The sequence below is a fragment of the Streptomyces sp. CA-135486 genome (assembly GCF_050936555.1).
GTDB lineage: Bacteria > Actinomycetota > Actinomycetes > Streptomycetales > Streptomycetaceae > Streptomyces.
This window is the reverse complement of sequence record NZ_JBNJMM010000002.1, coordinates 1,291,510-1,315,363: the sequence shown is the minus strand read 5'-3', so window position 1 is coordinate 1,315,363 and position 23,854 is coordinate 1,291,510. Positions and strand designations below refer to the sequence as shown.

Here is a 23,854-nt window from a genome sequence, read left to right as displayed (position 1 = left end):
TCCACCGCCCGGGGGCCGGGACCTGTGTCAGGTGCCGCTTGCCCGTCATGTGCCGTTCGCGGAACCGAGCGTCAGCGTCATCTTCCGCTCCTTGCCGCCGCGGACCAGGGTCAGCTCGAGACGGTCGCCGGGACGGTGCGAGCGGATCTTGACGATCAGCTCCTCGCCGCTGTGCACACGCTGGCCGTCGACCTCGGTGATGATGTCGCCCGGCTCGATCCCGGCCTTCGCGCCGGGGCCGCCCCGGGTGACGGACGGGGCGCCGTCCTTGCCCTTGTCACCCACGCGGGCGCCGTCGCCCGTGTACTTCATGTCGAGGCTGACGCCGATCACCGGATGGGTGGCCTTGCCGGTGTTGATCAGCTCTTCGGCAACGCGCTTGCCCTGGTTGATGGGGATGGCGAAGCCGAGTCCGATGGAACCGGCTTGGCCGCCCTCGGTGCCCGCGGTGTCCGCGGCGCGGATCGCACTGTTGATGCCGATGACGCGGGCCTTGGTGTCCACCAGCGGGCCGCCCGAATTACCGGGGTTTATCGGCGCGTCGGTCTGCAGCGCGTCGACATAGCTGACATCGCTGCCGTCACCCTTCTCGCCACCCGCGGTGATCGGGCGCTCCTTGGCGCTGATGATGCCGGAGGTCACGGTGTTCTGGAGGTCGAAGGGCGCGCCGATGGCCACCACCGGATCGCCCACCTGGACGTTGTCGGAGTTGCCGAGCGGCAGCGGCTTGAGGCCCGAGACGCCGGAGACCTTGACCACGGCGAGGTCGTAGCCGCTGTCCTTGCCGACGAGCGTCGCCTTGGCGGTCTCGCCGCCGCTGAAGGTGACCGAGATGTCGCCGGAGGAACCCGCGGGGTCGACGACATGGTTGTTGGTCAGGATGTGACCCTGCTGGTCCAGGACGAAGCCGGTGCCGGTGCCCTGTTCGCCGCTTCCGCTGACATGGAGGGTGACGACGCTCGGCAGCGCGCTGGCGGCGATGCCCGCGACGCTGTCGGGCGCGCGGTTGCCGTTGTCCTTGGCGGCCTGGGGGAGTTCGACCTGGGTGATGCCGCCGTTGCGTTCGATGTACGCGCCTATACCGCCGCCGACGCAGCCCGCGACGAGGGCCAGCAGGACGGCTCCGGCCAGCAGCGATCCGCGCCGGCGCGGCTTCTTGGCGGGCTCGCCGGGGTGGGTCAGCACCTGGCCGGGTGTGCTCCAGGGGTCGTACTGCATCCAGAGCGAGGACTGCGGCTGCGGCTGCGGGGGCTGAGGCTGGGACGAAGCCGCGGCGACGGGCTGGGGCTGGACCGGAGCCGCGGCGACGGGCTGGGGCTGGACCGGAGCCGCGGCGACGGGCTGGGGCTGGGGTGGTGGGGCGTAACCGCCGCCGGTGGCACCCGCATCCGTCACCGTGCCGTGGGAGGCCGGGTACTGCGGCGGTACGGCAGTGCCGTGCGCCGGGGTCGCCATCGGCCGCTGTACGGGCGGCGCGGGCGCCCACGGCCCGGGTCCGCCGTACGGCGGGGTGCTGTACTCGTCCGGCTCATGCAACGGCTGCGGCCTGGCCGGCGCAGAGGTGTCCGGCGCGGCAGAGGCAGACGCAGGAGAGACGGACGTGGCCGCCGCGGACATCGAGGCAGGCGTGGGCGGCAGTTCCGCCGTCGCCGCGGACTCCGCCGCATCCTCGGACTCAGCGGCATCCGCCTGCGCCGGAACGGGCAGCGGCGCAGGCTCCGGCGAAGGCTCGGCCACAGCAGCCGGCACCGGCTCGTGCACCTCCGGTTCCGAGTGGGTGGCACGTCCCGCACTGGGCCGGCTCCACCACTTCGCCTTCGGTCCGGTGGGCTTCCCGTCGTCCATGCTCTCCCCGCAAACTGCCGACCACTGCGCCCCCCGCGGGGCACCCCTCCGAGGATTCAACCAGGTCCCTGAATCTCCGCGAAGGGTCCCTCTCAGCGCTGGGGCGAGCGGGAGCCACCAGGCTTGGTCGGGGCAGCGAGATATGAGGGGATCGGAGTGGCGGTGGGGGTGGCCGCGGGGGCGGTGGCGAGCTGGAACGCCGCGCCCGTGGGACGTATCAGCGGCGGGGAGAAGGAGGCGTTGGTCAGCTGCGGGGCGACGAAGGGGTGGTTCATCGGCGCCGCCGGAGCCAGCAGCCCGGGTGCCCCTGCGATCACCGGGCGATTGTCCGACCTGGCCAGGCCGTTCCCCCCGCTGCGGCGGCGCTCGACGTCCGCACTCCGCAAGCCCGTCGCGCCGTTGCCCGATGCGGAGTTGGAGCCGCCGACACCCGCCGTGGCCGGGGTGGCCGCGCGCAGTGGCGTGACGCTGTTCCGCGGTCCCTCGCTCCGGGGGCCGGCCTGGACCGATGTGTCCAGCGGCAGTGCTCCGAGGGCGATCGCGGCGAAGGAGACCGCGCTGGCCGCGGCGAAGGCGAACCTCCGCCCGCGCCAGGGGGAGCGCTCCGCTTCCGCACGCCCCACCTCATGGATCCGGAAGCCACTGCCCGGACCGCCGGGAAGCACTCCCGCGTGCGCGCCCGCCGGTACGTACCCGAAGGTCTCCGTGCGGGGGTCGCGGCCTCTTCCCGCGGACGGGCTCAGCGCTCCGAAGACGCCGTCGGCGATTCGCCCCCCGCTGAATGGTCCACCGCTGCCTTCGTCGTCACCTCCGGGTCCCGCGGGCAGCCCCTGGAGCCGCGCGAGCAGCCCCTCGGACGGGGGCGGCGGCGCGGCCTGCGCGAAGACGCTCTTCACCCGGCGCTGGGCGTCGGCCTCGGCCTTGCACTTGGGACACGTCGCCAGATGGGCCAGCACCCGGTCCCGGGCATCGTGTTTGAGCTCGCCGTCGACAAGCGCAGCGAGCCGGTCCCCCAGGTGCTGCTCCGCAGGGGTCGGACCTGAGCCGCTCACGCCGGTCCGCCCTCCAGTGCCAGGCCGACCGCACCCGTCAGTGTGCGCTGCTCGGCGCGGGCCTCCGGGGAACGGTGCTGCAGGGCCTTGCGCAGATGGGACCGGCCGCGGTGGATGCGGCTGCGGACGGTGCCGAGCTTGACGCCCAGGGTGGCGGCGATCTCCTCGTACGAAAGACCCTCGATGTCGCAGAGCACCACGGCGGCACGGAACTCGGGCGCGAGGGTGTCCAGCGCCTGCTGCACATCGGCGTCGAAGTGGGTGTCGTTGAAGACCTGCTGCGGAGACGGCTCACGGCTGGGCAGCCGCTCGGCCGCGTCGTCGCCGAGGGCGTCGAAGCGGATGCGCTGCTTGCGCCGGACCATGTCCAGGAAGAGGTTCGTGGTGATGCGGTGCAGCCAGCCCTCGAAGGTGCCGGGCGTGTACGTCGACAGGGAGCGGAAGACGCGCACGAAGACTTCCTGGGTGAGGTCCTCGGCGTCGTGCTGATTGCCCGTCAGTCGATAGGCGAGACGGTAGACCCGGCCGCTGTGCGTGCTGACGATCTCCTCCCAGGTGGGAGGCGTCCACGCCGGCGAGTCCGCATCCGATGCGAAGGTCGCGGTAGCTGCGGAGTCGTTGTAGGAGGCACCTCCCACGCCCTTGGGGCTGTGGGGGAGGGACTGGTCAGCAATGTAGGTCACGGATCTCGGCTCACCCACCGACCTGAGGAAGCGCTTCAGCACTCCTCTCCGATCCGCAGGTGCAGCCGCACCTCCCCTGTCGGCTCTGGTGGTGTCCAGCGGAGCCCCTACCATAGCCACCTCGCCCGTTAGCTCCGGATAAGAATCTTTACGCGAATTTGGGTGCTGCTTCCGGTCTTGATCCATGCGCTTCCCCCTGTCCTTCCATAACGCCTGGTCCCATCGGCGGGTTCCCGGGTGCAGCGGATACAGTCAGCCTCGGCAACCTAGGGGGACAGGAGAGGGTCATTACAGCCAACCGGCAGACGAGCTGGGCATTCGCCGACGCCTTTGTCGCCGAGGACGATGCGCTGCGCTGGGCCCGGGACCGGGCCCGGGAGTCAGGCCTCCCCTCGGTGTCACCAGGCACGGGTGCCGCGCTGCGACTGCTGGCTGCCACGACCGACGCAAAAGCAGTGGCCGAAATCGGTACGGGTACGGGTGTCTCCGGGATCTATCTGCTGCACGGCATGCGGCCCGACGGCGTACTGACCACCGTGGACCCGCAGCCGGAGCGGCAGCAGTTCGCGAAGCAGGCCTTCCGGGCCGCAGGCTTCGCGGGGAACCGGGCGCGGTTCATCCCCGGCCGCGCCCTCGACGTACTGCCGCGGCTGGCGGACGGCGGGTACGACCTCGTCTTCTGCGACGGCGACCGGATGGAGTCGCTGGACTATCTCGCTGAATCGTTGCGCCTGCTGCGACCTGGTGGTCTGGTCTGCTTCGAGGGCGTTTTCGCGGACGGCCGCACGGTCGACTCGGCGGCCCAGCCGGCGGAGGTGCTGCGCCTGCGTGAACTGCTGCGCGCGGTCCGGGAGAGCCAGGAGCTGCTCCCCTCCCTGCTCCCGGTGGGCGACGGCCTCCTCTGCGCGGTCCGCCGCGGCTGACGCCGTCACGCTTGACGGACGGCGTCCGGCCCGGCCGGAGCCTCCCCGCCGCGCGCCCCCTCAGAAAACACATTGCCCCGGCACGTCGCAGTACCGGGGCAATGAGAAATCAGGGCGCTTCCGCGTCAGCCGACGACCTTCTTCAGGGCGTCGCCGAGGGCATCGGCTTCGTCCGGAGTCAGCTCGACGACAAGCCGACCGCCGCCTTCGAGCGGAACGCGCATGACGATGCCCCGCCCCTCCTTGGTCACCTCGAGCGGGCCGTCGCCCGTCCGCGGCTTCATGGCCGCCATGCTCGTTCCCCTTCCTGAAACCAGCTCATCGTCAGCCGACGGCCCATGGATAGGCACGCGTCCCGGCATCGAACACATTGCTTCCAGGTCATTATCCCGCATGGCGGGACCCGATGACCAACATCAGTCGGCATCGCTTGCGCAACGCGCTCTCTCAAAACCACGCAATTCGGCGATCCGCCTGCGATACTTCGCCGCCGCTCACCGGAGCGGTCCCACATATTGTTTGACGCAGGTCACATGTTCGCCCTCATCGATCTCCGCCATGCTGGGCCTGCACACCACCGCCTGAGCCGCAAAGGGGACCCTGACATGGCCGACTCCGTGCTGTACGAGGTGAGCGACGGACTCGCGACGATCACGATCAACCGGCCCGAGGCCATGAACGCGATGAACACCGAGGCCAAGGTCGCCCTCCGGGACTCGGCACGGGCGGCCGCCGCCGACCCCTCCGTACGAGCAGTACTGCTCACCGCGTCCGGGCGCGCCTTCTGTGTGGGCCAGGACCTCAAGGAGCACATCGGCATCCTCGCCGCGGCCCGCGAGTCCGGCAGCGGCGCAACCATGACCACCGTGCGGGAGCACTACAACCCCATCGTGCGGGCCCTGACCGAGATGCCGAAGCCGGTCGTGGCCGGGGTCAACGGCGTCGCCGCCGGCGCGGGCCTCGGCTTCGCCCTCGCCGCGGACTACCGGGTCGTCGCCGACACGGCCAAGTTCACGACGTCCTTCGCGGGCGTCGCGCTGACCGCCGACTCCGGGGTGTCGTGGACGCTGCCCCGGCTGATCGGCCAGAGCCGGGCCGCGGATCTGCTGCTCTTCCCGCGCTCGTTCTCCGCGCAGGAGGCGTACGAGCTGGGTATCGCGAACAAGCTGGTCCCCGCCGACGAGCTGGCCGCCGAGGCCACGGCGGTCGCCCGCGCCCTGGCCGAGGGCCCGACCGTCGCGTACGCGGCGATCAAGGAGTCCCTGGCCTACGGCGCGGGTCACACGCTCGGCGAGACCCTTGAGAAGGAGGACGAGCTCCAGACGAGGGCGGGTGCTTCGGAGGACCACGCGATCGCGGTCCAGGCCTTCGTCGGCAAGGAGAAGCCGAAGTACCTGGGCCGCTAGGACGGGCCTCAGGGCCTCCCGCGGGCGATGCAGTCGCTCAGATGGTCGTCCACGAGGCCGCACGCCTGCATCAGCGCATAGGCCGTGGTGGGCCCGATGAAGCGCAGGCCGCGCTTCTTGAGGGCCTTCGCCAGCGCGTTGGACTCGTCGGTCACCGGAGGTAGGTCGGCGAGCGCGCGCGGAGCCGGCCGCGTCGCCGCGTCAGGCGCGAACGACCAGATCAGCTTGTCCAGCTCGCCGGCGGACCAGCCGGCGAGCACGCGCGCGTTGGCGAGGGTCGCATCGATCTTGGCGCGGTTGCGGATGATCCCCTCGTCGGCGAGGAGGCGGTCCCGGTCGGCGGCGGTGTACTCCGCCACCGCCGCGATCTTGAAGTCGTCGAAGGCGGTACGGAAGCCCTCGCGGCGGCGGAGAATGGTGATCCAGGACAGACCGGACTGGAATGCCTCCAGGCAGAGGCGCTCGAACAGCGCGTCGTCGCCGTGGACCGGGCGGCCCCACTCCTCGTCGTGGTACGTCACATAGTCGTCGGTGGACAGGGCCCAGGGGCAGCGCAGCTTCCCGTCGGGACCGGCCACGGCGCCGCCGCTCACTGCTCGGTCTCCTCGCCGGGCTTGGTGAACAGGTCGCGCCTGCCCGCCGCGGTGGCCTGCGCACCGGCCAGAGCCGTCTGCAGTTCGGCGATGCGGGCGTCACGCTCGGCCAGCTCGGCGCCGAGGCGGCCGAGCACGTCGTCGACGTCCGCCATCCGGTAGCCGCGCGGGGCGACGGGCAGGCGCAGCGCCTCGACGTCCGCGCGACCGACGGGGCGGGTGCCCGGCAACGGGTCGACGAGCTGCTCGGGCGCGACCTCCGGCAGGGCCGCGCTGTCGCCGCCGCCGACGACGGCGAGCGTGACCGCGGCGACCACCACGACCATCGCGATCAGCAAGAACAAGAACACGAGCAACCCTCTCCCCGAACGGAAACTCTCCGGTGCCGATCGTGCCACGACCCTCTGACAGTTAGGGTCGCAGGCGAACGACCTGAGGAGGAAACCGCTGATGCTGCGGCTGGGACGGCGCGAATTCGACGCGCACGAGCCGGTGATCATGGCGATCGTGAACCGTACGCCTGACTCCTTCTACGACCAGGGCGCGACGTTCCGCGACGAGCCCGCGCTCGCCCGCGTCGAGCAGGCGGTGTCGGAGGGCGCCGCCATCATCGACATCGGTGGGGTGAAGGCCGGTCCCGGGGAGGAGGTCACGGCCGAGGAGGAGGCGCGTCGCACGGTCGGCTTCGTGGCCGAGGTGCGCAAGCGGTTCCCGGACGTGGTGATCAGCGTCGACACCTGGCGGCACGATGTGGGCGAGGCGGTCTGCGAGGCCGGCGCGGATCTGCTGAACGACGCGTGGGGCGGCGTCGACCCGCGGCTGGCGGAGGTCGCCGCGCGGTACGGGGCGGGGCTGGTGTGCACGCACGCGGGCGGCGCTCAGCCGCGGACGCGGCCGCACCGGATCGCGTACGACGACGTGGTGGCCGACATTCTGCGGGTGACGCTCTCCCTGGCGGAACGTGCGGTGGAGCTGGGCGTCCGGCGTGACGGGATCATGATCGACCCGGGCCATGACTTCGGGAAGAACACGCGGCACTCGCTGGAGGCGACGCGACGGCTGGGCGAGCTGGTGGAGACGGGGTGGCCGGTGCTCGTCTCGTTGTCGAACAAGGACTTCGTCGGGGAGACGCTGGACAGGCCGGTGAAGGAACGGGTGATCGGGACGCTGGCGACGACGGCGGTGTCCGCGTGGCTGGGGGCGCAGGTGTACCGGGTGCATGAGGTGGCGGAGACGAAGCAGGTGCTGGACATGGTGGCGACGATCGCGGGGCACCGGGGGCCGGCCGTGGCGCGGCGGGGGCTGGCGTAAGGGGTGCGGGTGCGGGGCGCCTGAGGATCGCCGGACGGGCTGGAATTTCCAGCCCCGCCGGCGATTGAGGCGCAGGGTCCGGGGCGGAGCCCCGGAATCAAGCCCTAGTGGCCCGTCTCCTTCGTCACCATCGCCACCGCCTCATCCACCTCGTCCGTCACATGGAAGAGCAGCAGGTCCTTCGCCGACGCCTTCCCCTGCGCCACCACCGTGTTGCGGAGCCAGTCCACCAGGCCGCTCCAGTACCCCGTGCCGAAGAGCACGATCGGGAACCGTGTCACCTTGCGGGTCTGGACCAGGGTCAGCGCCTCGAACAGTTCGTCCAGCGTGCCGAGGCCTCCCGGGAGCACCACAAAACCCTGTGCGTACTTCACGAACATCGTCTTGCGGACGAAGAAGTAGCGGAAGTTCACCCCGATGTCGACGTGCGCGTTGAGGCCCTGTTCGAAGGGGAGCTCGATGCCCAGGCCGACCGAGATGCCCTTCGCCTCGCGCGCGCCCCGGTTCGCCGCTTCCATGGCGCCCGGGCCGCCGCCCGTGATCACCGCGAAGCCCGCCTCGACCAGGGCCTTGCCGATCCGGACACCCGTGTCGTACTCGGGGGTTCCCGGCGCCGTGCGGGCGGAGCCGAAGACACTGATCGCGCTGGGAAGTTCGGCCAGCGCGCCGAAGCCCTCCACGAACTCCGACTGGATGCGCATGACCCGCCACGGGTCTGTGTGCACCCACTGGGAGTCGCCCTCGGTGTCCAGCAGCCGCTGGTCGGTGGTGCCGGACTGCACCTGTTCCCTGCGGCGCAGTACCGGTCCCAGTCGCTGCTCCTCCAGCGCCCGCAAACCCTCGGATCCTTCGGGGTTGCCCATGACCTGCTCCCTCCGCCGAACTCTGCCGCACTCTGCCTCGCAAAGCCGTGCACTGCAGAACATCGTTGCTTTGGGTCAGGGTAGGTCGGCGAACGTTACAAGATGTGAAATCCCAGCGGTCAGGCAGTGAGCCAGTCGCGCAGCCGCCCCTCGCAGTGCGTGATCTTGTCCACCGCGACATGTTCGTCCCGCTTGTGCGCGTAGAGAGCGTCACCGGGTCCGTAGTTGACCGCGGGCACGCCCAGCGCGCTGAACCGGGAGACGTCCGTCCAGCCGAACTTGGGCTGCGCGGTGCCGCCGACCGCCTCCATGAACGCGGCCGCCGCCGGGTGCGAGAGCCCCGGCAGCGCGCCCCCCGAGTGGTCGTCCACGACGAACTCGGCGACCCCGCAGTCCGCGAAGACCTCGTGGACGTGCGCCAGCGCCTCCGCCTCGCTCAGGTCGGGTGCGTAGCGGTAGTTGACCACGACGGTGCACTCGTCGGGGATGACGTTGTTCGCCACACCCGCTTCGATCCGTACGGCGCTGAGCCCCTCCCGGTACTCGAGTCCGTCGATCACCGGCCGCCGCGGCTCGTACGCGGCCAGCCGCGCCAGGATCGGCGCCGCCGCGTGAATGGCGTTGGACCCCATCCAGCTGCGCGCGGAGTGTGCCCGCTCCCCCGTCGTACGGAGAAAGACGCGCAGCGTGCCCTGGCAGCCGCCCTCGACCTGCGCGTCGGACGGCTCCAGCAGGACCGCGAAGTCGCCCTCCAGCCAGTCGGGATGGGCTTCGGCCATATGGCGGAGACCGTTGAGGTGTGCGGCGACCTCTTCGTTGTCGTAGAAGACGAAGGTGAGGTCGCGGTTGGGCTCGGGGACGGTCGCGGCGATCCGCAGCTGCAGCGCGACGCCCGACTTCATGTCACTCGTGCCGCAGCCCCACAGCACGCCCTTCTCGTCCAGCCGGGACGGCACGTTGTCGGCGATCGGGACCGTGTCGATGTGCCCGGCCAGGATGACCCGCTCGCTGCGCCCGAGGTACGTACGGGCCACGACGTTGTTGCCGTGCCGGTCGACGGTGAGGTGCGGCACGGCGCGCAGCGCCCGCTCGATCGCGTCGGCGAGGGGCTTCTCCGTGCCGCTGACCGACGGGAAGTCGACGAGTGCAGCGGTGAGCGCCGGGGCGTCAAGAGTGAGGTCAAGCACGGTGTCGGGCATGACTCCGACCTTAACGCGGGCTCCAGTACGGTGGGCACGTGTCCGAGACCGCCTCCCCTGTCCGGCGCGGCCGCCTCCTGCGTATCGCGGCCGCGTTCGCCGTGCTTCTCGCACTCATCGGCTATGTCGTCGTGCAGTACGTCACCGGCGGCGGCGCTCCTGGCTGCACGGTCCGTACGGCCGAGGGCGCGGGCGGCCCCACATACGAACTCAGTGCCGAGCAGGCCGCGAACGCCGCGACCATCTCCGCCGTCGGCACCACCCGCGGCATGCCGGAGCGCGCGGTCACGATCGCGCTCGCGACCGCGCTCCAGGAGTCGGGCCTGCGAAACATCCACCACGGCGACCGCGACTCGCTCGGACTCTTCCAGCAGCGCCCCTCCAAGGGGTGGGGCACGAGGCAGCAGATCCTCGACCCCGTCTACGCCTCCGGGAAGTTCTACGAGCATCTCGCCGAGATCCCCGGCTACTCGCGTCTCCCGCTGACCGTCGCCGCGCAGCGCGTCCAGCGCAGCGGCTTCCCGCAGGCGTACGCGAAGCACGAGCCGGACGCGACGCTGCTGGCGGCTGCTCTCACCGGGCGCGCGAGCGGGGCTCTGACCTGTGTGTCGGGCAGCAGCGGCGAGGCGGGCGACCCGGCGAAGGTGCGTCAGGAACTGGTCCGCGCGTTCGGGCCGGAGGTGCTGCCGCAGGCGACCCCATCGGGCCGGGCGGCGGGGGCACCCGGGGCGCGCGAGGTGTCCGTACCGGTGCCGTCGACGGTCGGGACACGCGAAGGCGGGGCGTCCCAGCGGGGCTGGGAGCTGGCGCACTGGGCGGTGGCGCGAGCGGACGGGCTGCGCATCGAGGAGGTCTCGTACGGGGGCCGGGTGTGGAGCGCGAAGGAGTCCGAGCAGGGCTGGCGCACCACGGGCCCGGACTCCGCCGCGGGCACCGGCTCCGCAGCGGACGCGGATTCCGGCACCGGCACCAGTACCGACTCGGGCGCGGAGCCGGATTCCGGCACCGATCCGGGCACCGATTCCGGCAGGGCCGACCGCACGGACACCGGCTCCGCTGCCATCGAAGACTCCGGCACCGGTACCGACTCCCCCGCCGCGAACGACGGCTCCGGCACCGAATCCGCCTCCGATGCGGACTCCAGCGCAGGCTCGGATTCCGGCACCAGCCCCGATTCCGCTGCGGGCAACGTACGAATTCGACTCGCACGCTGATCCGGGCACTCCCCCGAACGGGCCACTGGTCCCAGCTTTCGGCGAGAACTCCCGCGGCCTTTTGGACCGCTCACCACTGATCGCTCAATCCCCTTGAAAGCAAAGGGAAGTGACGGTTCAGCAGCCTGTTACGCAATGGAATGTTTGCCCGTTTTTATCCGAGGCTGATAATGCGATGCATTACCAACTCTTTACCTCGGTGCACCGCAACTTCCCCCTCCCTCCGAGCGGTTGTCACTGCGTCCGGACGCCGGAGACCGCACCGTGGACCGGCACCGGACAGGCACCATTCCAACGTCCTTCCTCGTCTCAAGGAGCATCATGTCCCTCCCCCTGACCCGTCGGATCGCCCGTGCCGCGCTGCTCATCGCGGCGGGCGCAGCCCCCGTGGTCGGTGCGGCCGGCTCCGCAAGCGCCGTCGAACTCCCGCAGGCCCCGCTCGGCGGCCTTACCGCGCTCGACGCCGACGGCCTCAGCGGCACGGTCGACGGTGCCACTCAGAAGACCTCCACCCTGGCCGGCAACACCGGCGGCGAGGCGGTCAAGCAGACCCTCCCGGCCGCGGGCAAGACCGTCGGCAAGGCGGGCAAGACCGCGACCCCCGCCGCGCAGAAGGCCGCCGGTGACACGGCGGGCAGCGCGGGCCAGGTCGTCGGCGAGACCGCCGGCACCGCGACCGGGTCCCTCGGCGGCGGTGGCCTGCCGACCGACGCGCTCGCCGGCGGCGGCCTCCCCGCCACCGACCAGCTGCCCGTGAAGTCGCTGCCGCTCGGCTAGTCCCCGCACATGAAGTAGTTCCCTACAGGAAGGGCCCCGGGAGCCTGTGCTCCCGGGGCCCTTTCGTCATGCTCGGCATGCTCAGCCCAGGCGCTTGACCGCGGCCTCGACGCGCTCGTCGGTCGCGGTGAACGCCACTCGTACGAAACGCTCACCGGCCGTTCCGTAGAAGTCGCCGGGCGCCACCAGAATGCCGAGCTCCGCCAGGTGCGCCACCGTGTCCCAGCACGGCTCGTCGCGCGTCACCCACAGATACAGGCTCGCCTCGCTGTGCTCGATCCGGAAGCCGTGCCCCTCCAGCGCGGTGCGCAGGGCGGCACGCCGGGCCGCGTACCGCGCCCGCTGCTCCGTGACATGCGTGTCGTCGCCGAGCGCAGCGACGGTGGCGGCCTGCACCGGCGCGGGGGTCATCATCCCGCCGTGCTTACGGATCTGGAGCAGCTCGCCCAGCACGGCGTCGTCACCGGCGATGAACGCCGCTCGGTAGCCGGCCAGGTTGGAACGCTTGGACAGGGAGTGAACGGCGACCACGCCCTCGTACGTACCGCCGCAGACGTCCGGGTGCAGGACGGAGACCGGCTCCGCCTCCCAGCCCAGCTCCAGGTAGCACTCGTCGCTGAAGACCAGCACGCCGTGCTCGCGCGCCCACGCGACGATACGGATCAGCTCCTCCTTGGCCAGCACCCGGCCGGTGGGGTTGGAGGGCGAGTTGAGCCAGAGCAGCTTGAGACCGGCCGGGTCCAGCTCCGTGGGGTCGTCGTAGACGACGGCCTCCGCGCGAGCCAGCCGCGCGCCCACCTCGTACGTCGGGTAGGCGAGCCGCGGATAGCCGACCTTGTCGCCGGGGCCGAGACCCAGCTGGGTCGGCAGCCAGGCCACCAGCTCCTTGGAGCCGACGACGGGCAGGACGTTCGTGTGCGCGACATCGACCGCGCCGAGCCGCAGCTCGACCCACCCGGTGAGCGCGTTCCGCAGCTCGGCCGTCCCCCACACCGTCGGATAGCCGGGCGAGTCCGCGGCCTCGACGAGGGCCTTCTGGATCAGCTCGGGGACGGGGTCCACGGGCGTGCCGACGGAGAGGTCGACGATGCCGTCGGGGTGGGCCGCGGCCGTCGCCTTGTACGGCTCGAGCTTGTCCCAGGGAAAGACGGGAAGGCGCGAAGAGACTGCGGACACAGGGCTTCTCTTTCTCGTACGTGAAGTGGCGGCGGCAAACGCCTCGGTCCCGTACGGACGACGAACCGTACGGGACCGGGGGCGGAGCACTTGCCGGCTTACTGGTTCTGCGGCGGCAGTGCGGCGATAAAGGGGTGGTCACGCTCGATCAGGCCGAGCTTGGAAGCACCACCGGGCGAACCGAGCTCGTCGAAGAACTCGACATTCGCCTTGTAGTAGTCCTTCCACTCCTCCGGGGTGTCGTCCTCGTAGAAGATCGCCTCGACCGGGCAGACCGGCTCACAAGCCCCACAGTCGACGCATTCGTCCGGGTGGATGTACAAGGACCGGGAGCCCTCGTAGATGCAGTCGACGGGGCACTCCTCGATGCACGCCTTGTCCTTGACGTCGACACAAGGCTGCGCGATGACGTAGGTCACGCTGTCGTTCCTCCTCGGTAGGGCTGGCATTGCGCGGGAGCGCGGCGTCGTCGATGCCCGCCCCTAGTATCTCCGTTCTTGGGGACGATCCGAACAGGAGGGGCTCGCAGAGCTGTGGAATTCATCGGCGGCGGACGGCTCGAGGTCCGCATTACACCCGCTGACGTGGGAAAACGTGTATCAGTAAGGCGTCAGAGCGACTCCAGCGGGGGGCCAGAGAAGTTCACGGACACGGTCGGCGTTCTCACATCCTGGAACGAGGGTGTGCTGCTGATCACACAACGGACCGGAGAGAGCGTCCACATCCCGGAATCGTCCCTGGTCGCGGGCAAGGTCGTGCCTGCCGCACCGGCCCGGCGAAGGGGGCCTGCGGCGGACTTCGAGGAGCTCGCCCGAGTCACCGCGCGCGCCTGGCAGCCGGTGGAGAGCGAGCGGCTCGGCGACTGGGAGCTGCGGGCGTCGTTCGGGTTCACCCGGCGTGCGAACTCCGTGCTGCCGCTCGGTGACCCCGGGCTGCCGCTGGACCGGGCCCTGGCGCAGGTCCGGGCGTGGTACGAGAAGCGGGGCCTGCCCGCGTACATACAGACCGCGACCGGGGCGGCGGGCACACAGGAGGAGCTCTGCGCCGCGCTGGAGGCGCGCGGCTGGCAGCGCGAGGTCTCGGCGGAGGTGCGGATCGGCTCGCTCGCCCGCATCGGCGACCTGGACAGCGACGTGGCGCGGGTGCGGCTCGCACGCTCCGTCGACGAGGCGTGGCTACAGCGCTACCAGCGGTTCGGGGTGCCCGGCCCCCATGTGCTGAAGGTACTGAACAGCGGCCCTTCGGTGTGGTTCGCCTCGGTGCCCGGCGAGGGGGGTGTGCCGGCGGCGATCGGGCGGTGTGTGGTCGACGGACGCTGGGCGGGCTTCATGGCGGTGGAGGTGGACCCGGCGCTGCGGCGTCAGGGCATCGCGACCACGGTGATGACCGCGCTCGGGCGCCGCGCGCTGGAGGAGGGCGCATCGGCGGCGTGGCTCCAGGTGGAGTCCGACAATGAAGGGGCGCGTGCGCTGTACGAGGGGATGGGCTTCGCGCCCCACCACCGCTATCACCACTTCCGAGCTGCGTAGGCGGGTACAAATCGCGTATGTACGATGAATCCCCCGACCCGCCCGTCGACCGGCGGCGGCAGTTCGCCGAGGAGGCCCGCTGCGAGCGGCCCGACCTCTCACTGCTGTGCCTGCTGGTCGGCACGGTGGCGGATCCGGCGCTGGACGACGCAGGTCTGGACGCGGCCCAGATCGAACTGGACCGCCTCGCGGGCATGCTCCCCTTCGGCCTGACCGGCCCCCGCGCGTGGGCCACGGCCCTGGCCGACCTGCTCGGCGGTCGCTACGACTTCAGGGGCAGCCCCGGCGACTATCAGCGCCTTGAGTCGTCCCTGCTGCACGAGGTGCTGCGACGCCGCCGGGGCCTGCCCATCCTGCTCTCGGTGGTGTGGATCGAGGTGGCACGCCGGGCGGGTGCGCCGGTGTACGGAGTCGCCCTGCCCGGCCATTTCGTGGTCGGCTTCGGCGACCCGGCCGCTACGGACGAGCAGGTCCTGGCCGACCCCTTCGACGGCGGCCGGGTGCTGACGGGCTCCGACGCGGATCTGCTGGTCGCAGGGGCGACGGGGGCGCCGCTGGACCCTTCGATGCTGGCCCCGGCGGATCCGCTCGACCTCGTACTGCGCATCCTGAACAACATCCGCGCGTGGGCGGCGGCCCGGCCGGAACAGTCGGAGGTCGCGCTGTGGGCGCTCGATCTGTCGTTGCTGCTGCCCTCGCACCCGGCGCGCCTGCGGTACGAGCGGGCCCAATTGCTCGTACAGCGCGGGGAGTTCCTGACGGGTGCGGCGGAGCTCGACGCGTACGCGGAGGTGGTGGCGGCGGTGGACCCGGCGACGGCGGACGTGATCAAGGAGAGGGCGCGGGCGGCGCGGGCGATGCTGAACTGAGCCCCGGACGTGACCCATTTGCGAGTGCGGGACTACTCCTTCGGGCTGCAGTACCCGTTCCTGGCGCTGGCCGCCGCGACTCCGGTGCTCGGCGTGGATCTTCGGGTGAGCCCTGACGGGTATTTCCCCGATGGCCAACACCCGTCGTTGCACGGCTAGTTACTGCCCTGTATCTGTCAGAGCGATCAGTTAGGTTGGATCTCGATTGCCGCCGCACTCGGGGCACGGGGCTTCGCTGGGACGAGCGGCATCAGGGAGACAAATTCGCATATGCGTAAGATCCGCACCGCTGCAAGCGTCCTTCTCACCCTGGCCATGACCGTCGGTGCGCTTCTCGTCGGAGGGCAGGCGTATGCGGCGAAGAAGTTCCACGACGTCCACAACAAGGACCACACCCGGGCGACCCTGGTCGTCGCGGACCGGGAGAAGGACCTCCTCTACAGCCTCTCCGGTGACTACACCGCCCCCCAGAAGGGCGGCACCTACCAGATGCGCGTGATCGTCGAGGAGCCGAAGAAGGCTCCCAGGGCGTTCACCGGCTGGAAGAAGGCGAAGTACGTCGGCGAGATCAGCCACGTCTACCGCGCCAGCTGGGAGCTCAAGCAGCCGGAGAAGTTCCCCAACGGAACGACGATCCACGTCCAGATCAAGGACCTCGGGACCACCCCGCGCTTCGCTCTCTGACCTGCACGCAGCGACCGCACCGGCTGGGGAAAGCAGAACGCACCGTCAAGGCGCACATCTCGCGGATACTGGCCAAACTCGGCCAGACCGAACGAGATCATCCGCCATCCGCGCCTCTCCTCCGACGCCGTACGGCTCCTGACCTGGCAGCTGTCGCTGCCGAAGGAAGCCGACGAGCCGCTGTCGAAGACCGCCGAGCGCGCCGGGATCAAGAAGATCGCCTTTCTGCGGGCCAAGCAGCAGCTCAAGGCGGAAGGCTTTCTGCACGAGTGGCGGGAACAGGCGGAGCGGGGGCGCTGGCGGACCCGGCAGCTCGTTTCCAACGTGCCGCTCAGCGCGGAGGAGGCCGCCCACGCGCGAGACGGAGGACCGACGGTACGGAACCCGGCCGCCGGTGAGCCGACCGCTCGGGCCGTCGGCCGTCATCCAGAGAAGATCTCCCCGAGAAACACCGCCAACCCTCCCGCCGCGCCGGAGGACGCGCGCCAAGTGGTGGAGGGGCTGTACGAGTTGGACCAGCGGCTGCGCGTGCCTCGCGCCATGCTGCCGGAGCTCGCGGCCCTCGCCGCGCAGCGGCTGGCCGGCGGGCACACGGCCGAGACTCTACGGGCCGGGGTTGGACGCAACCTGCCCGCGCCGGGTACGCCCATCCACCGGCCCGGTGGTCTGCTGCGGTATGCACTGCGAGAGGCGCCGCCCGTCGACGTACCCCCGGAACCGAGGGTCGCGCGGATGCGGGAGTGCGAGGGCGAGCACACTCAGTTACGGCTGTTCCGGCCGGTGGCGGACGAGGAGCTGTGCCCCGGGTGCCGACAGGGACGGGCCGAGATCACGGCCGCCCCGGCCACGCGCGGCGCGGCGCTCGCCCGAGCGGCGCTGGCCGGGTCGTGGACGTCGTGAGCGGGCGGATGCCGAGTACCGGTCGGGGATCACCCGCCACGGCTATCCTGACCCGGTGGCCGCATACGCCGTACCGCGTCACGTCGGCAGGTGAGAGGAACGAAGCGATGAGCGCACAGCCTGCGCATCACGACGGACCGGTCATCCCCACGCCGCCGCTGACCCGAGGGGCCCTGCGTGAGGCCGTCAAGTGCGTCAGCCTGGTGGATCTGCCGCAGTTCGATCTGGAGGCAGGGCGCGCGTTCGACGAGGCCAGCCAGACCGGGAGCACCGCACCCCTGCAGCTCTTCCTGCGCCGCTGGGGTGTGTTCGTAGCCGTGAAGCGCTTCCCCACGCGTGCCGCCCGGCTGCACGAAGCCGAACGGATCTCCCAGGACAGTACGGCCGACGAAAAGACGTTCTGGTCGGCCCTGGCGGAGATCAACAGCATTCTGCGCGAGGCCGAGAGGGAGATCTCGGCTTGAGCGGACAGGATTTACCGGACAACGAGTGGTCCTGGGAGTACGGCGCGGAACCCGACTGGGTCGTCGGTGACCTGCCGGAGCGGGGACGGCAAGCCGCGCAGGAGATCGCCCGCGAGCTCGTGGTGCTCGCCTCTCTGGGGCAGGACCCCGGCGACGGGGCGAGCACAGCGAACCCCAGGGTCTCCGAGTGATCGCCACGGGACCGATCATGGTGTGGTACCAGATCATCGATTACCGCAAGCGCGTGTACATCCAGCGGGTCACTTGGGTCGGCTGACGCGCGAGGGGTGCGCAGGCACGGCGCCTCGGCTTGTCCCGCGATGCCGAGAGCGCCCGACTGCCGCCCGCGCTCCGTGGAAACCGCCTACAGCCAGCCCTTCTCGCGCGCCGTCCGTACCGCCTCCGCCCGGTTTCTGACCGCCAGCTTCTGGATCGCCGTCGACAGATAGTTGCGCACCGTCCCCTGCGACAGATGCAGCCGCGTCGCCAGTTCCGCGTTCGTCGCCCCGTCCGCCGCCGACCGCAGGACCTCGCGTTCGCGGTCGGTCAACGGGTTGGCGCCCTCCGCCAGCGCCGCCGCCGCCAGGCCCGGGTCGATGACGCGTTCGCCGGCGAGCACCTTGCGTACCGCGTCGGCCAGTTGGGCCGCGGGGGCGTCCTTCACCAGGAAGGCGTCCGCGCCCGATTCCATCGCGGTGCGGAGGTAGCCGGGGCGGCCGAAAGTTGTGAGGATGACGATCTTCATCGCGGGGAACTCCGCGTGGAGTTCGCGGGCCGCCTCGATGCCCGTCTTGCCCGGCATCTCGATGTCGAGGAGGGCCACGTCCGCCTCGTGGGCGCGGGCCGCCGCCAAGACCTCGTCGCCGCGGGCGACTTGGGCGACCACCTCGAAGTCCGGGTCCAGGCCGAGCAGCGCCGCAAGGGCCTCGCGGACCATCGACTGGTCTTCGGCCAGGAGGAGTCGGATCATGAGGCGGATCCTAGAGGGACCTGGACGGTGAGGGTGAAGCCGCCTGCTTTTCCGGAGCCGGTGGTCACCGTGCCGCCGACCTCGGTGACGCGTTCGCGAAGACCGGTGAGTCCGTTGCCGAACGCCGCGCCGCCGCCATGACCGTTGTCGTCCACGGTCAGCTCCAGCAGCGGGCCGTCCAGTGTCTGGCGCTGCGTCAGCGCTATGACGCAGCGGTGCGCTCCGCTGTGCCGTACGACATTGGTCACCGCCTCCCGCAGCGACCAGGCGAGTGCCGCCTCCTGCTTCTCGGGGACTTCGGGGGAATCCGTGGGAACTTCGGCCGTGATCCCGGCCGCCGCCAGGGCAGTGCGCGCCCCCGCCAACTCGCCCGGCAGCGTGGGCCGTCGATAGCCGGTGACCGCCTCCCGTACGTCCACCAGCGCCTGCCGGCTGACCTGCTCGATGTCGGCGACCTGCTGGGCCGCCCGCTCCGGCTGGTCCGGCAGCATCCGCCCGGCCAGTTCGCTCTTCAGGGTGATCAGGGAGAGGGAGTGGCCGAGCAGGTCGTGCAGGTCCCGGGCCAGCCGCAGGCGCTCTTCGTTCGCGGCGAGCTGGGCGACCGTGGCCCGGGCCTCGCGCAGTTCAATGGTCGTACGCACCAGATGCCGCACGCCCGTCATCGAGAATCCGCCGAGCAGCGCGGGGATGACGACTGCCGGGAGGATGCGCCCCGGGTCGTCGGTCTTCAGGCCGATCAGGACCATCGCCCCCGTGATCCCCGGGATCGCCCAACGGGCCAGCCGCAGCGGCAGTACCGCTCCGGCCGACACCGACACGTACACGAAGAGCACCAGCCACTCGGAGCCGAGCGTCAGGGAGAGGACGACGGAGAGGGAGAAGAGGACGGCGAGTGTGGCGTAGACCGTGGTCCTGGCCAGCGGCCTTGAGGTGTGGCGGAAGACCAGGGCCAGATAGACGGCTACGAAGGCCACCAGGCCGAGCCACCCGAGGGCGGTCGGCCGGGCGGCGTGTCCGCCGCCCACGAGGTCGCTGACCGGGGCGCCCATGAAGGCCAGCCAGATGCCGATCCACATCAGCTTCATGAAGGCCTGACGGCGCGTGGTCGGCGGCCGCCCGATCTCGGCGAAGGTTTCCTCGTTCACGCCTTCAGTGTGTCCTTCCGGTACAGCCAGGCCGCACCTGAGGCAAAGATCAGGAAGTACGCGGCCAGTATCGCAACGTCCTTCAGGTGCGGGGACGTTCCGAGCTCAATGGCCTGGCCGAGGGCCGCGTAGGCGTGCGTGGGCAGCCATTCCGCGATGGTCTGCAGCCACTGCGGGTAGACGGTGGTGGGCATCCACAGGCCGCCGAGGATCGAGAGGCCGAAGTACAGGATCATCGTGACGGGCCGTACCGCGTCGCCCGAGACGAGATAGCCGAGGGCCACTCCGAGGGCGGCGAAGCAGAGGCTGCCGGCCCAGATGGCGCCGGTGAGCGCGAGCCACTGCCAGTTCTCCAGGCGTACGTCCTTGGCCGCGGCCGCCACCACGAAGACGATCACGATCGACGGCAGGGTGACCACCGCGGCACCGGCGATCTTCGCCAGGACATAGCCGCGACCGGGCAGCGAGGTGAGGCGCAGCTGGCGGACCCAGCCCTTCTCGCGTTCCTTGGCGATCCGCTCGCTGTTGCCCATCAGTACGGCGGTCAGCGCGCCGAAGGACGCCATCGCGACCATGTAGAAGGCGGGCATCGTCAGATTGGTGTGCGGGACCTTGGCGGTGGAGTCCTGGGTGCCCGCGATCATCAGGAAGAGCGCGGAGGGATAGATCGCCGAGAAGAACATGAACTTCTTGTTCCGCAGGGTGCGGGTGATCTCCAGCTTGATGAGAGCCCCAGAGAATGGATTCAGCATGCTGTCTTGGCCTCCTCGGCCTCCGTGATGGCGACGAAGGCCTGCTCAAGGCCCAGTCCTGCGACTTCGAGATTGCGGGGGTAGACCCCGAGTCCGTACAGCGCGTGGACGGTCGCGTCCGCGTCGTGCGACTGCATGCGGACCGTACGGCCGGACAGCGAGAACGTGGACAGGAACGGCAGCCCGCGCAGCGCTCGCTCGTCGACAGCGCCCTCCAGGTCGAAGGAGATCCGCCGGGCGCCCGCCTTCGCCTTGATCTCGGCGGCCGTGCCGTCGGCGAGGAGCCGCCCGCGGTGCAGCACGATCACCCGGTCGGCGATCGCGTCGGCCTCTTCCAGATAGTGCGTGGCGAACAGGACCGTGCGGCCCTGCCGGGTCTGCTCGCGCATGGTGGCCCAGAAGGACTGCCGCGATGTGACGTCCATACCGGTGGTCGGCTCGTCGAGCACGATGAGGTCATTGGCTCCGGCGGTCGCGAGCGCGAACCGCACGCGCTGCTCCTGGCCGCCGGAGAGCTTGTTGACCATACGGTCGGCGATCTGGGCGATCCCGGCCTGGGACAGCACCTGGTCGACGGGGTACGGCTTGGGGTGCAGCGCGCAGGCGAGCCGCACCAGTTCGCGGACCTTCACCTCCTCCATCAGGCCGCCGCTCTGGAGCATCGCGCCGACGCGGCCGCCCGTGACGGCCTGCTGCGGGGTCGTACCGAAGAGCTTGATGGAACCGGTGTCGGCGGGGCGCAGGCCGAGGAGCAGATCGAGGGTGGAGGACTTGCCCGCACCGTTGGGGCCGAGGAGGGCGACGGTCTCGCCGGGGTGGAGCGTCAGCGAGAGATCAGTCACCGCACGGACCGAGCCGTAGCTCTTGTTCACCTTCTCGAAGCTCACCACCGGGGTCGTCACGGTGGGAGCGGCTGTCGTCGTCATGTGCCAAGACTGGCCGTGGGCAGGGGTCCGCCGTCAGTGTCGGCGGTCGTGACTGAGGGATGACAGATGTCATGGCCGTGGTCGTGACAGAGCCCCTGCCCGCGGGACCGGGCAGGGGCTCATGAGCTGTCAGTAACGCTAGCTCGGGTCGAGCTCGATCGTGGCGGTGCGCTCGGCCGGCGTCTTGCCGCGCAGCGCCGTCCCCATCGCCTGGGCGACGTCGTCCGCGGTGAGCTGGTGCTTCTTGCCGTCACCCTTGGTGATCATGATCCCGTCGAAGACGCCGTCGAGGAGCTCGGTGATCGCCTTCTTGTCGTAGACCTCGACCAGCTTCCCGTCGATCGCCTTCATGGAAAGGATCTTCGGCAGCGACTTGGCCGGGCCGAACTGGATCTGCTTGTCGCCCGCTTTTATGGTGATCAGGCCGGACATGGCGGGCTCGGCGAACTGCTTCATCGCCCGGTCCAGCTCGGTCTGGGTGACCCTCGGCCCGCGGGTGGCGACGGGGAGTTCAACGACGTTCGGCCTGCCTGTCTCGACCTGGGCGCGGTAGGCGTCCTTGACCGAGATCATGGAACGGCCGACGTCCAGCGTCAGGCCCGCCTTGCCCGGTACGGCGACGGCCTTGTTCGGCTCGAACCTGATCGTGCCCTCACTCGCCGAGCCGGAGACGCCCGCGAGATCGGTGAGCGCGACGCTCAGCTTCTCCTCGTCGACGAGGATCACCGGTTCGGCGACCCGCTCGCTGCCGAAGAGGGAGCCGATCACCGAGACGGGGTTGTAGTCGCTGCCCGCGGCGTTACGGACGGTTGCCTGGCTGTCCAGGGAGAGCCCGGCCTTGTCCGGGGCGAGCTGCTCCTTCTTGCCGCCGACCGAGAGCTGGAGCGGCGTGGCGGCCTGCTTGCCGAGGGCGGTGTCGAGCTTGCTGACCGCCTCCTCCTTGGTGCCGCCGCCGATGTCGACGCCGAGGACCGTGGTGCTCTTCGGTACGTCGGAGTGGTTCAGCAGCAGTCCGGCGCCGTACGCGATGCCGAGCAGGCCGACCACTCCGGCGCCGGCGAGCACCAGCTTGGAGCGGCCCTTCTTGGCGGGCGCGGGCCGGGGTGCGGGCCTCGGGGTGGCGGGCGGGGTCGGCACGACGGGTCCGGCGGGGCCGCCGCCGGGGCCGGCCGGGAATTCCGGCGCGGAGAATTCGCCCTCGTCCTGGGGGCCGGGGTATCCCCCCATGACCGGGTTCGGTCCGGTGCCGGGGCCCGGCGGCGGGCCGCCGGGCGACGGGAAGGGCGAGCGGTGGTCGCTCGGGACGACGGGAATGCCGCTGGTGAGCGTGTCGCCGGAGACATGGCCGGCGGGAGGCTCGGGGGCGGGTCCTGCGGGCTTCTGCGGGGTCAGCACGGCGGTGTCGTCGGACATCCGGGGCGCGCCGGGGGCGCCAGGGCCGGGACCGGGGACGCCGGGAACCATCGGACCGGGGACGCCGGGACCGGGGCCGCCGGGGACGCCGGGGAGGCCGGGGAGGCCGGGGACCATCGGACCGGGGCCGCCGGGAACGCCGCTCGTGCCGGGGCCGCCCTGGCCGCCGGGGCGCGGGCGGATCGGCATGCTGCCCTTGACGGGTCCCGAAGTCGGCCCGGCGGGCGGGCGCGCTCCCGGCGGAGGCGTGTTGTTCCCGGGGGCGAAGCCGTTCGCGCCGGATGCCGGGCCGTCGGCGTTCGCCGCCAGGTCGCTGAGCGAGCCACCGGGGCGGGGCACGCCGGGACCACCCTGGCCGCCGGGACCACCGGAGGCCGGACCGCCCGAGCCGGGACCGTCGGAGAAGTACGGCGACGACGCGCCGCTTCCGCCGCCGCTCGCGGACGCCGGGCCCGCGGGCGCACCCGGAGCCGGAACGGGAGCGGACGGCTGCGCGGCCGAGGCCGACAGGCCCGCCCCGTTCGTGGCGGACGAGGACTTGCGGGGAGCGAACCAGTCGCTCGCCGGAGCCTTCTCCTCGGCCTGCGGCTCCGCCGCCGGCGCGGCACTCTCCTGCGTCACATCGGGCCGCGGTGTGCTGCCCGTACGCTCGCCGCTCTGTCTTCCGGAGGAGCCGGCGGAACCCGAGGAAGCGGCGGTCGCCGCCGAGGCGGTGGCCGCGTCCACGTCGCTCATGGGCGTGCGCATGACCACCGGCGGGATCGGCCGCGAGCCCGGGATGTTGATCCGGATGCGCGTGGTCAGCGTGGTCTCGGTCCTGGGCTCGTCCGACTGCTGCTCGGGGACCGCGTCGGCCTCGTCCGGTGCGTCCTGCGTGGGATGCAGCGACGGATACTGGCGGGTTCCGTACGGCGGTGTCCCCGAGGGGTACGCGGCTCCACCGCGCCCCTGGGGGCCGGAGGACGAACTGTCAGTTTCACGACTCAAAGCAGGTTCTCCCGGTTGGCTTCGCCGCCCGTTTTTTACTGGATAGCTACTGCTGTGGGCGGCTCGGCGGCGCGCACCACCATACTGGGCGCCGCCGACAGACACCCCGGGACTGTGGGAAGCGACATACCGCCGACCGTACCGGCATGGTCAGTTCGGGGGCTTCCCACCCC

The 23,854-nt window shown here is 70.9% G+C and carries 26 protein-coding genes and 1 pseudogene; 12 read left to right on the top strand and 15 right to left on the bottom strand.

Translation table 11 applies throughout. From position 1 onward, the window contains the following. Positions 1-45 precede the first annotated feature (45 nt). From ACQEVG_RS25400 to sigE, 3 genes are all read right to left on the bottom strand, one after another. The gene (locus tag ACQEVG_RS25400; RefSeq protein WP_432987798.1) at positions 46-1,845 is read right to left on the bottom strand and encodes a trypsin-like peptidase domain-containing protein; all 1,800 of its coding nucleotides are present in this window, start codon (positions 1,843-1,845) and stop codon (positions 46-48) included. A 92-nt stretch (positions 1,846-1,937) separates the two neighbouring features. After that, on the bottom strand, positions 1,938-2,897 hold the full coding sequence (locus ACQEVG_RS25395; protein ID WP_432987795.1) for an anti-sigma factor family protein: 960 nt from the start codon (positions 2,895-2,897) through the stop codon (positions 1,938-1,940). Next, positions 2,894-3,694 carry an RNA polymerase sigma factor SigE gene (sigE, locus tag ACQEVG_RS25390; RefSeq protein ID WP_432987791.1) on the bottom strand — a complete coding sequence of 267 codons (801 nt, stop codon included), beginning with the start codon at positions 3,692-3,694 and terminating at the stop codon, positions 2,894-2,896. The genes ACQEVG_RS25395 and sigE overlap by 4 nt, the downstream gene beginning before the upstream one ends. Positions 3,695-3,801: 107 nt before the next feature. Here sigE and ACQEVG_RS25385 point away from each other — a divergent pair, with 107 nt between their 5' ends. Beyond that, on the top strand, positions 3,802-4,503 hold the full coding sequence (locus ACQEVG_RS25385) for an O-methyltransferase (protein WP_432992889.1): 702 nt from the start codon (positions 3,802-3,804) through the stop codon (positions 4,501-4,503). A gap of 125 nt (positions 4,504-4,628) precedes the next feature. Here the strand turns inward: ACQEVG_RS25385 and ACQEVG_RS25380 are convergent, their stop codons facing one another. Continuing rightward, positions 4,629-4,796 carry a DUF3117 domain-containing protein gene (locus ACQEVG_RS25380; protein WP_003966491.1) on the bottom strand — a complete coding sequence of 56 codons (168 nt, stop codon included), beginning with the start codon at positions 4,794-4,796 and terminating at the stop codon, positions 4,629-4,631. 312 nt (positions 4,797-5,108) lie between these two features. Here ACQEVG_RS25380 and ACQEVG_RS25375 point away from each other — a divergent pair, with 312 nt between their 5' ends. Continuing rightward, entirely contained in the window at positions 5,109-5,909 is an 801-nt protein-coding gene (locus tag ACQEVG_RS25375; RefSeq protein ID WP_432987789.1) for an enoyl-CoA hydratase/isomerase family protein, read from the top strand. 8 nt (positions 5,910-5,917) lie between these two features. Here the strand turns inward: ACQEVG_RS25375 and ACQEVG_RS25370 are convergent, their stop codons facing one another. Further along, positions 5,918-6,502, bottom strand: a complete 585-nt coding sequence (locus tag ACQEVG_RS25370; protein WP_432987786.1) for a DNA-3-methyladenine glycosylase I — start codon at positions 6,500-6,502, stop codon at positions 5,918-5,920. Next, a complete protein-coding gene (locus ACQEVG_RS25365; protein ID WP_432987783.1) occupies positions 6,499-6,852 on the bottom strand; it encodes a DivIVA domain-containing protein in 354 nt (117 codons plus the stop codon). The genes ACQEVG_RS25370 and ACQEVG_RS25365 overlap by 4 nt, the downstream gene beginning before the upstream one ends. A gap of 100 nt (positions 6,853-6,952) precedes the next feature. Between ACQEVG_RS25365 and folP the strand changes: the two genes are divergently transcribed. Further along, on the top strand, positions 6,953-7,813 hold the full coding sequence (gene folP / locus ACQEVG_RS25360) for a dihydropteroate synthase (RefSeq protein WP_432987780.1): 861 nt from the start codon (positions 6,953-6,955) through the stop codon (positions 7,811-7,813). Positions 7,814-7,917: 104 nt separating this feature from the next. Here the strand turns inward: folP and ACQEVG_RS25355 are convergent, their stop codons facing one another. Together ACQEVG_RS25355 and dapE are read right to left on the bottom strand one after the other, a co-directional pair. Further along, positions 7,918-8,676: a TIGR00730 family Rossman fold protein gene (locus ACQEVG_RS25355; RefSeq protein ID WP_432987777.1), complete on the bottom strand. Its 759-nt coding sequence runs from the start codon at positions 8,674-8,676 to the stop codon at positions 7,918-7,920. Between the two features lie 119 nt (positions 8,677-8,795). Beyond that, on the bottom strand, positions 8,796-9,875 hold the full coding sequence (gene dapE, locus ACQEVG_RS25350; RefSeq protein WP_432987775.1) for a succinyl-diaminopimelate desuccinylase: 1,080 nt from the start codon (positions 9,873-9,875) through the stop codon (positions 8,796-8,798). Positions 9,876-9,913: 38 nt separating this feature from the next. Here dapE and ACQEVG_RS25345 point away from each other — a divergent pair. Next, positions 9,914-10,804: pseudogene (locus tag ACQEVG_RS25345) on the top strand (hypothetical protein); the annotation flags it as partial. Positions 10,805-11,410: 606 nt separating this feature from the next. Then, positions 11,411-11,866 (top strand): ATP-binding protein, encoded by a 456-nt coding sequence (locus ACQEVG_RS25340; protein WP_432987773.1) that lies wholly within the window; start codon positions 11,411-11,413, stop codon positions 11,864-11,866. 81 nt (positions 11,867-11,947) lie between these two features. Here ACQEVG_RS25340 and ACQEVG_RS25335 read toward each other — a convergent pair whose 3' ends face one another. After that, positions 11,948-13,042: a bifunctional succinyldiaminopimelate transaminase/glutamate-prephenate aminotransferase gene (locus ACQEVG_RS25335; RefSeq protein WP_432987771.1), complete on the bottom strand. Its 1,095-nt coding sequence runs from the start codon at positions 13,040-13,042 to the stop codon at positions 11,948-11,950. Positions 13,043-13,140: 98 nt separating this feature from the next. Further along, positions 13,141-13,461 (bottom strand): ferredoxin, encoded by a 321-nt coding sequence (gene fdxA / locus ACQEVG_RS25330; protein ID WP_018089397.1) that lies wholly within the window; start codon positions 13,459-13,461, stop codon positions 13,141-13,143. Positions 13,462-13,575: 114 nt separating this feature from the next. On the opposite strand from fdxA, the gene ACQEVG_RS25325 reads away from it, so the two are divergent. From ACQEVG_RS25325 to ACQEVG_RS25295, 7 genes are all read left to right on the top strand, one after another. After that, positions 13,576-14,571, top strand: coding sequence for a GNAT family N-acetyltransferase (locus ACQEVG_RS25325; protein ID WP_432987768.1), 996 nt, complete (start codon positions 13,576-13,578; stop codon positions 14,569-14,571). Between the two features lie 17 nt (positions 14,572-14,588). Further along, the gene (locus ACQEVG_RS25320; RefSeq protein ID WP_432987765.1) at positions 14,589-15,440 is read left to right on the top strand and encodes a transglutaminase-like domain-containing protein; all 852 of its coding nucleotides are present in this window, start codon (positions 14,589-14,591) and stop codon (positions 15,438-15,440) included. Positions 15,441-15,449: 9 nt separating this feature from the next. Next, the gene (locus ACQEVG_RS25315; RefSeq protein ID WP_432987762.1) at positions 15,450-15,599 is read left to right on the top strand and encodes a hypothetical protein; all 150 of its coding nucleotides are present in this window, start codon (positions 15,450-15,452) and stop codon (positions 15,597-15,599) included. Positions 15,600-15,710: 111 nt separating this feature from the next. Beyond that, positions 15,711-16,124: a hypothetical protein gene (locus ACQEVG_RS25310; RefSeq protein ID WP_432987760.1), complete on the top strand. Its 414-nt coding sequence runs from the start codon at positions 15,711-15,713 to the stop codon at positions 16,122-16,124. A 324-nt stretch (positions 16,125-16,448) separates the two neighbouring features. Next, positions 16,449-17,024, top strand: coding sequence for a hypothetical protein (locus ACQEVG_RS25305; protein ID WP_432987757.1), 576 nt, complete (start codon positions 16,449-16,451; stop codon positions 17,022-17,024). 107 nt (positions 17,025-17,131) lie between these two features. Continuing rightward, positions 17,132-17,488 (top strand): hypothetical protein, encoded by a 357-nt coding sequence (locus tag ACQEVG_RS25300; protein WP_432987755.1) that lies wholly within the window; start codon positions 17,132-17,134, stop codon positions 17,486-17,488. Continuing rightward, the gene (locus ACQEVG_RS25295; protein WP_432987752.1) at positions 17,485-17,679 is read left to right on the top strand and encodes a hypothetical protein; all 195 of its coding nucleotides are present in this window, start codon (positions 17,485-17,487) and stop codon (positions 17,677-17,679) included. Before ACQEVG_RS25300 ends, ACQEVG_RS25295 begins: the two co-directional genes overlap by 4 nt. A 173-nt stretch (positions 17,680-17,852) precedes the next feature. Here ACQEVG_RS25295 and ACQEVG_RS25290 read toward each other — a convergent pair whose 3' ends face one another. From ACQEVG_RS25290 to ACQEVG_RS25270, 5 genes are all read right to left on the bottom strand, one after another. Further along, positions 17,853-18,458 carry a response regulator gene (locus ACQEVG_RS25290; protein WP_432987750.1) on the bottom strand — a complete coding sequence of 202 codons (606 nt, stop codon included), beginning with the start codon at positions 18,456-18,458 and terminating at the stop codon, positions 17,853-17,855. Further along, positions 18,455-19,543, bottom strand: coding sequence for a sensor histidine kinase (locus tag ACQEVG_RS25285; protein WP_432992886.1), 1,089 nt, complete (start codon positions 19,541-19,543; stop codon positions 18,455-18,457). The genes ACQEVG_RS25290 and ACQEVG_RS25285 overlap by 4 nt, the downstream gene beginning before the upstream one ends. A 56-nt stretch (positions 19,544-19,599) precedes the next feature. After that, entirely contained in the window at positions 19,600-20,355 is a 756-nt protein-coding gene (locus ACQEVG_RS25280) for an ABC transporter permease (RefSeq protein ID WP_432987748.1), read from the bottom strand. Then, complete coding sequence (locus tag ACQEVG_RS25275) at positions 20,349-21,281, bottom strand: ABC transporter ATP-binding protein (RefSeq protein WP_432987745.1); 933 nt, start codon at positions 21,279-21,281, stop codon at positions 20,349-20,351. The genes ACQEVG_RS25280 and ACQEVG_RS25275 overlap by 7 nt, the downstream gene beginning before the upstream one ends. Positions 21,282-21,419: 138 nt before the next feature. Then, positions 21,420-23,681 carry a hypothetical protein gene (locus ACQEVG_RS25270; RefSeq protein ID WP_432987742.1) on the bottom strand — a complete coding sequence of 754 codons (2,262 nt, stop codon included), beginning with the start codon at positions 23,679-23,681 and terminating at the stop codon, positions 21,420-21,422. Between the last annotated feature and the right edge of the window lie 173 nt (positions 23,682-23,854).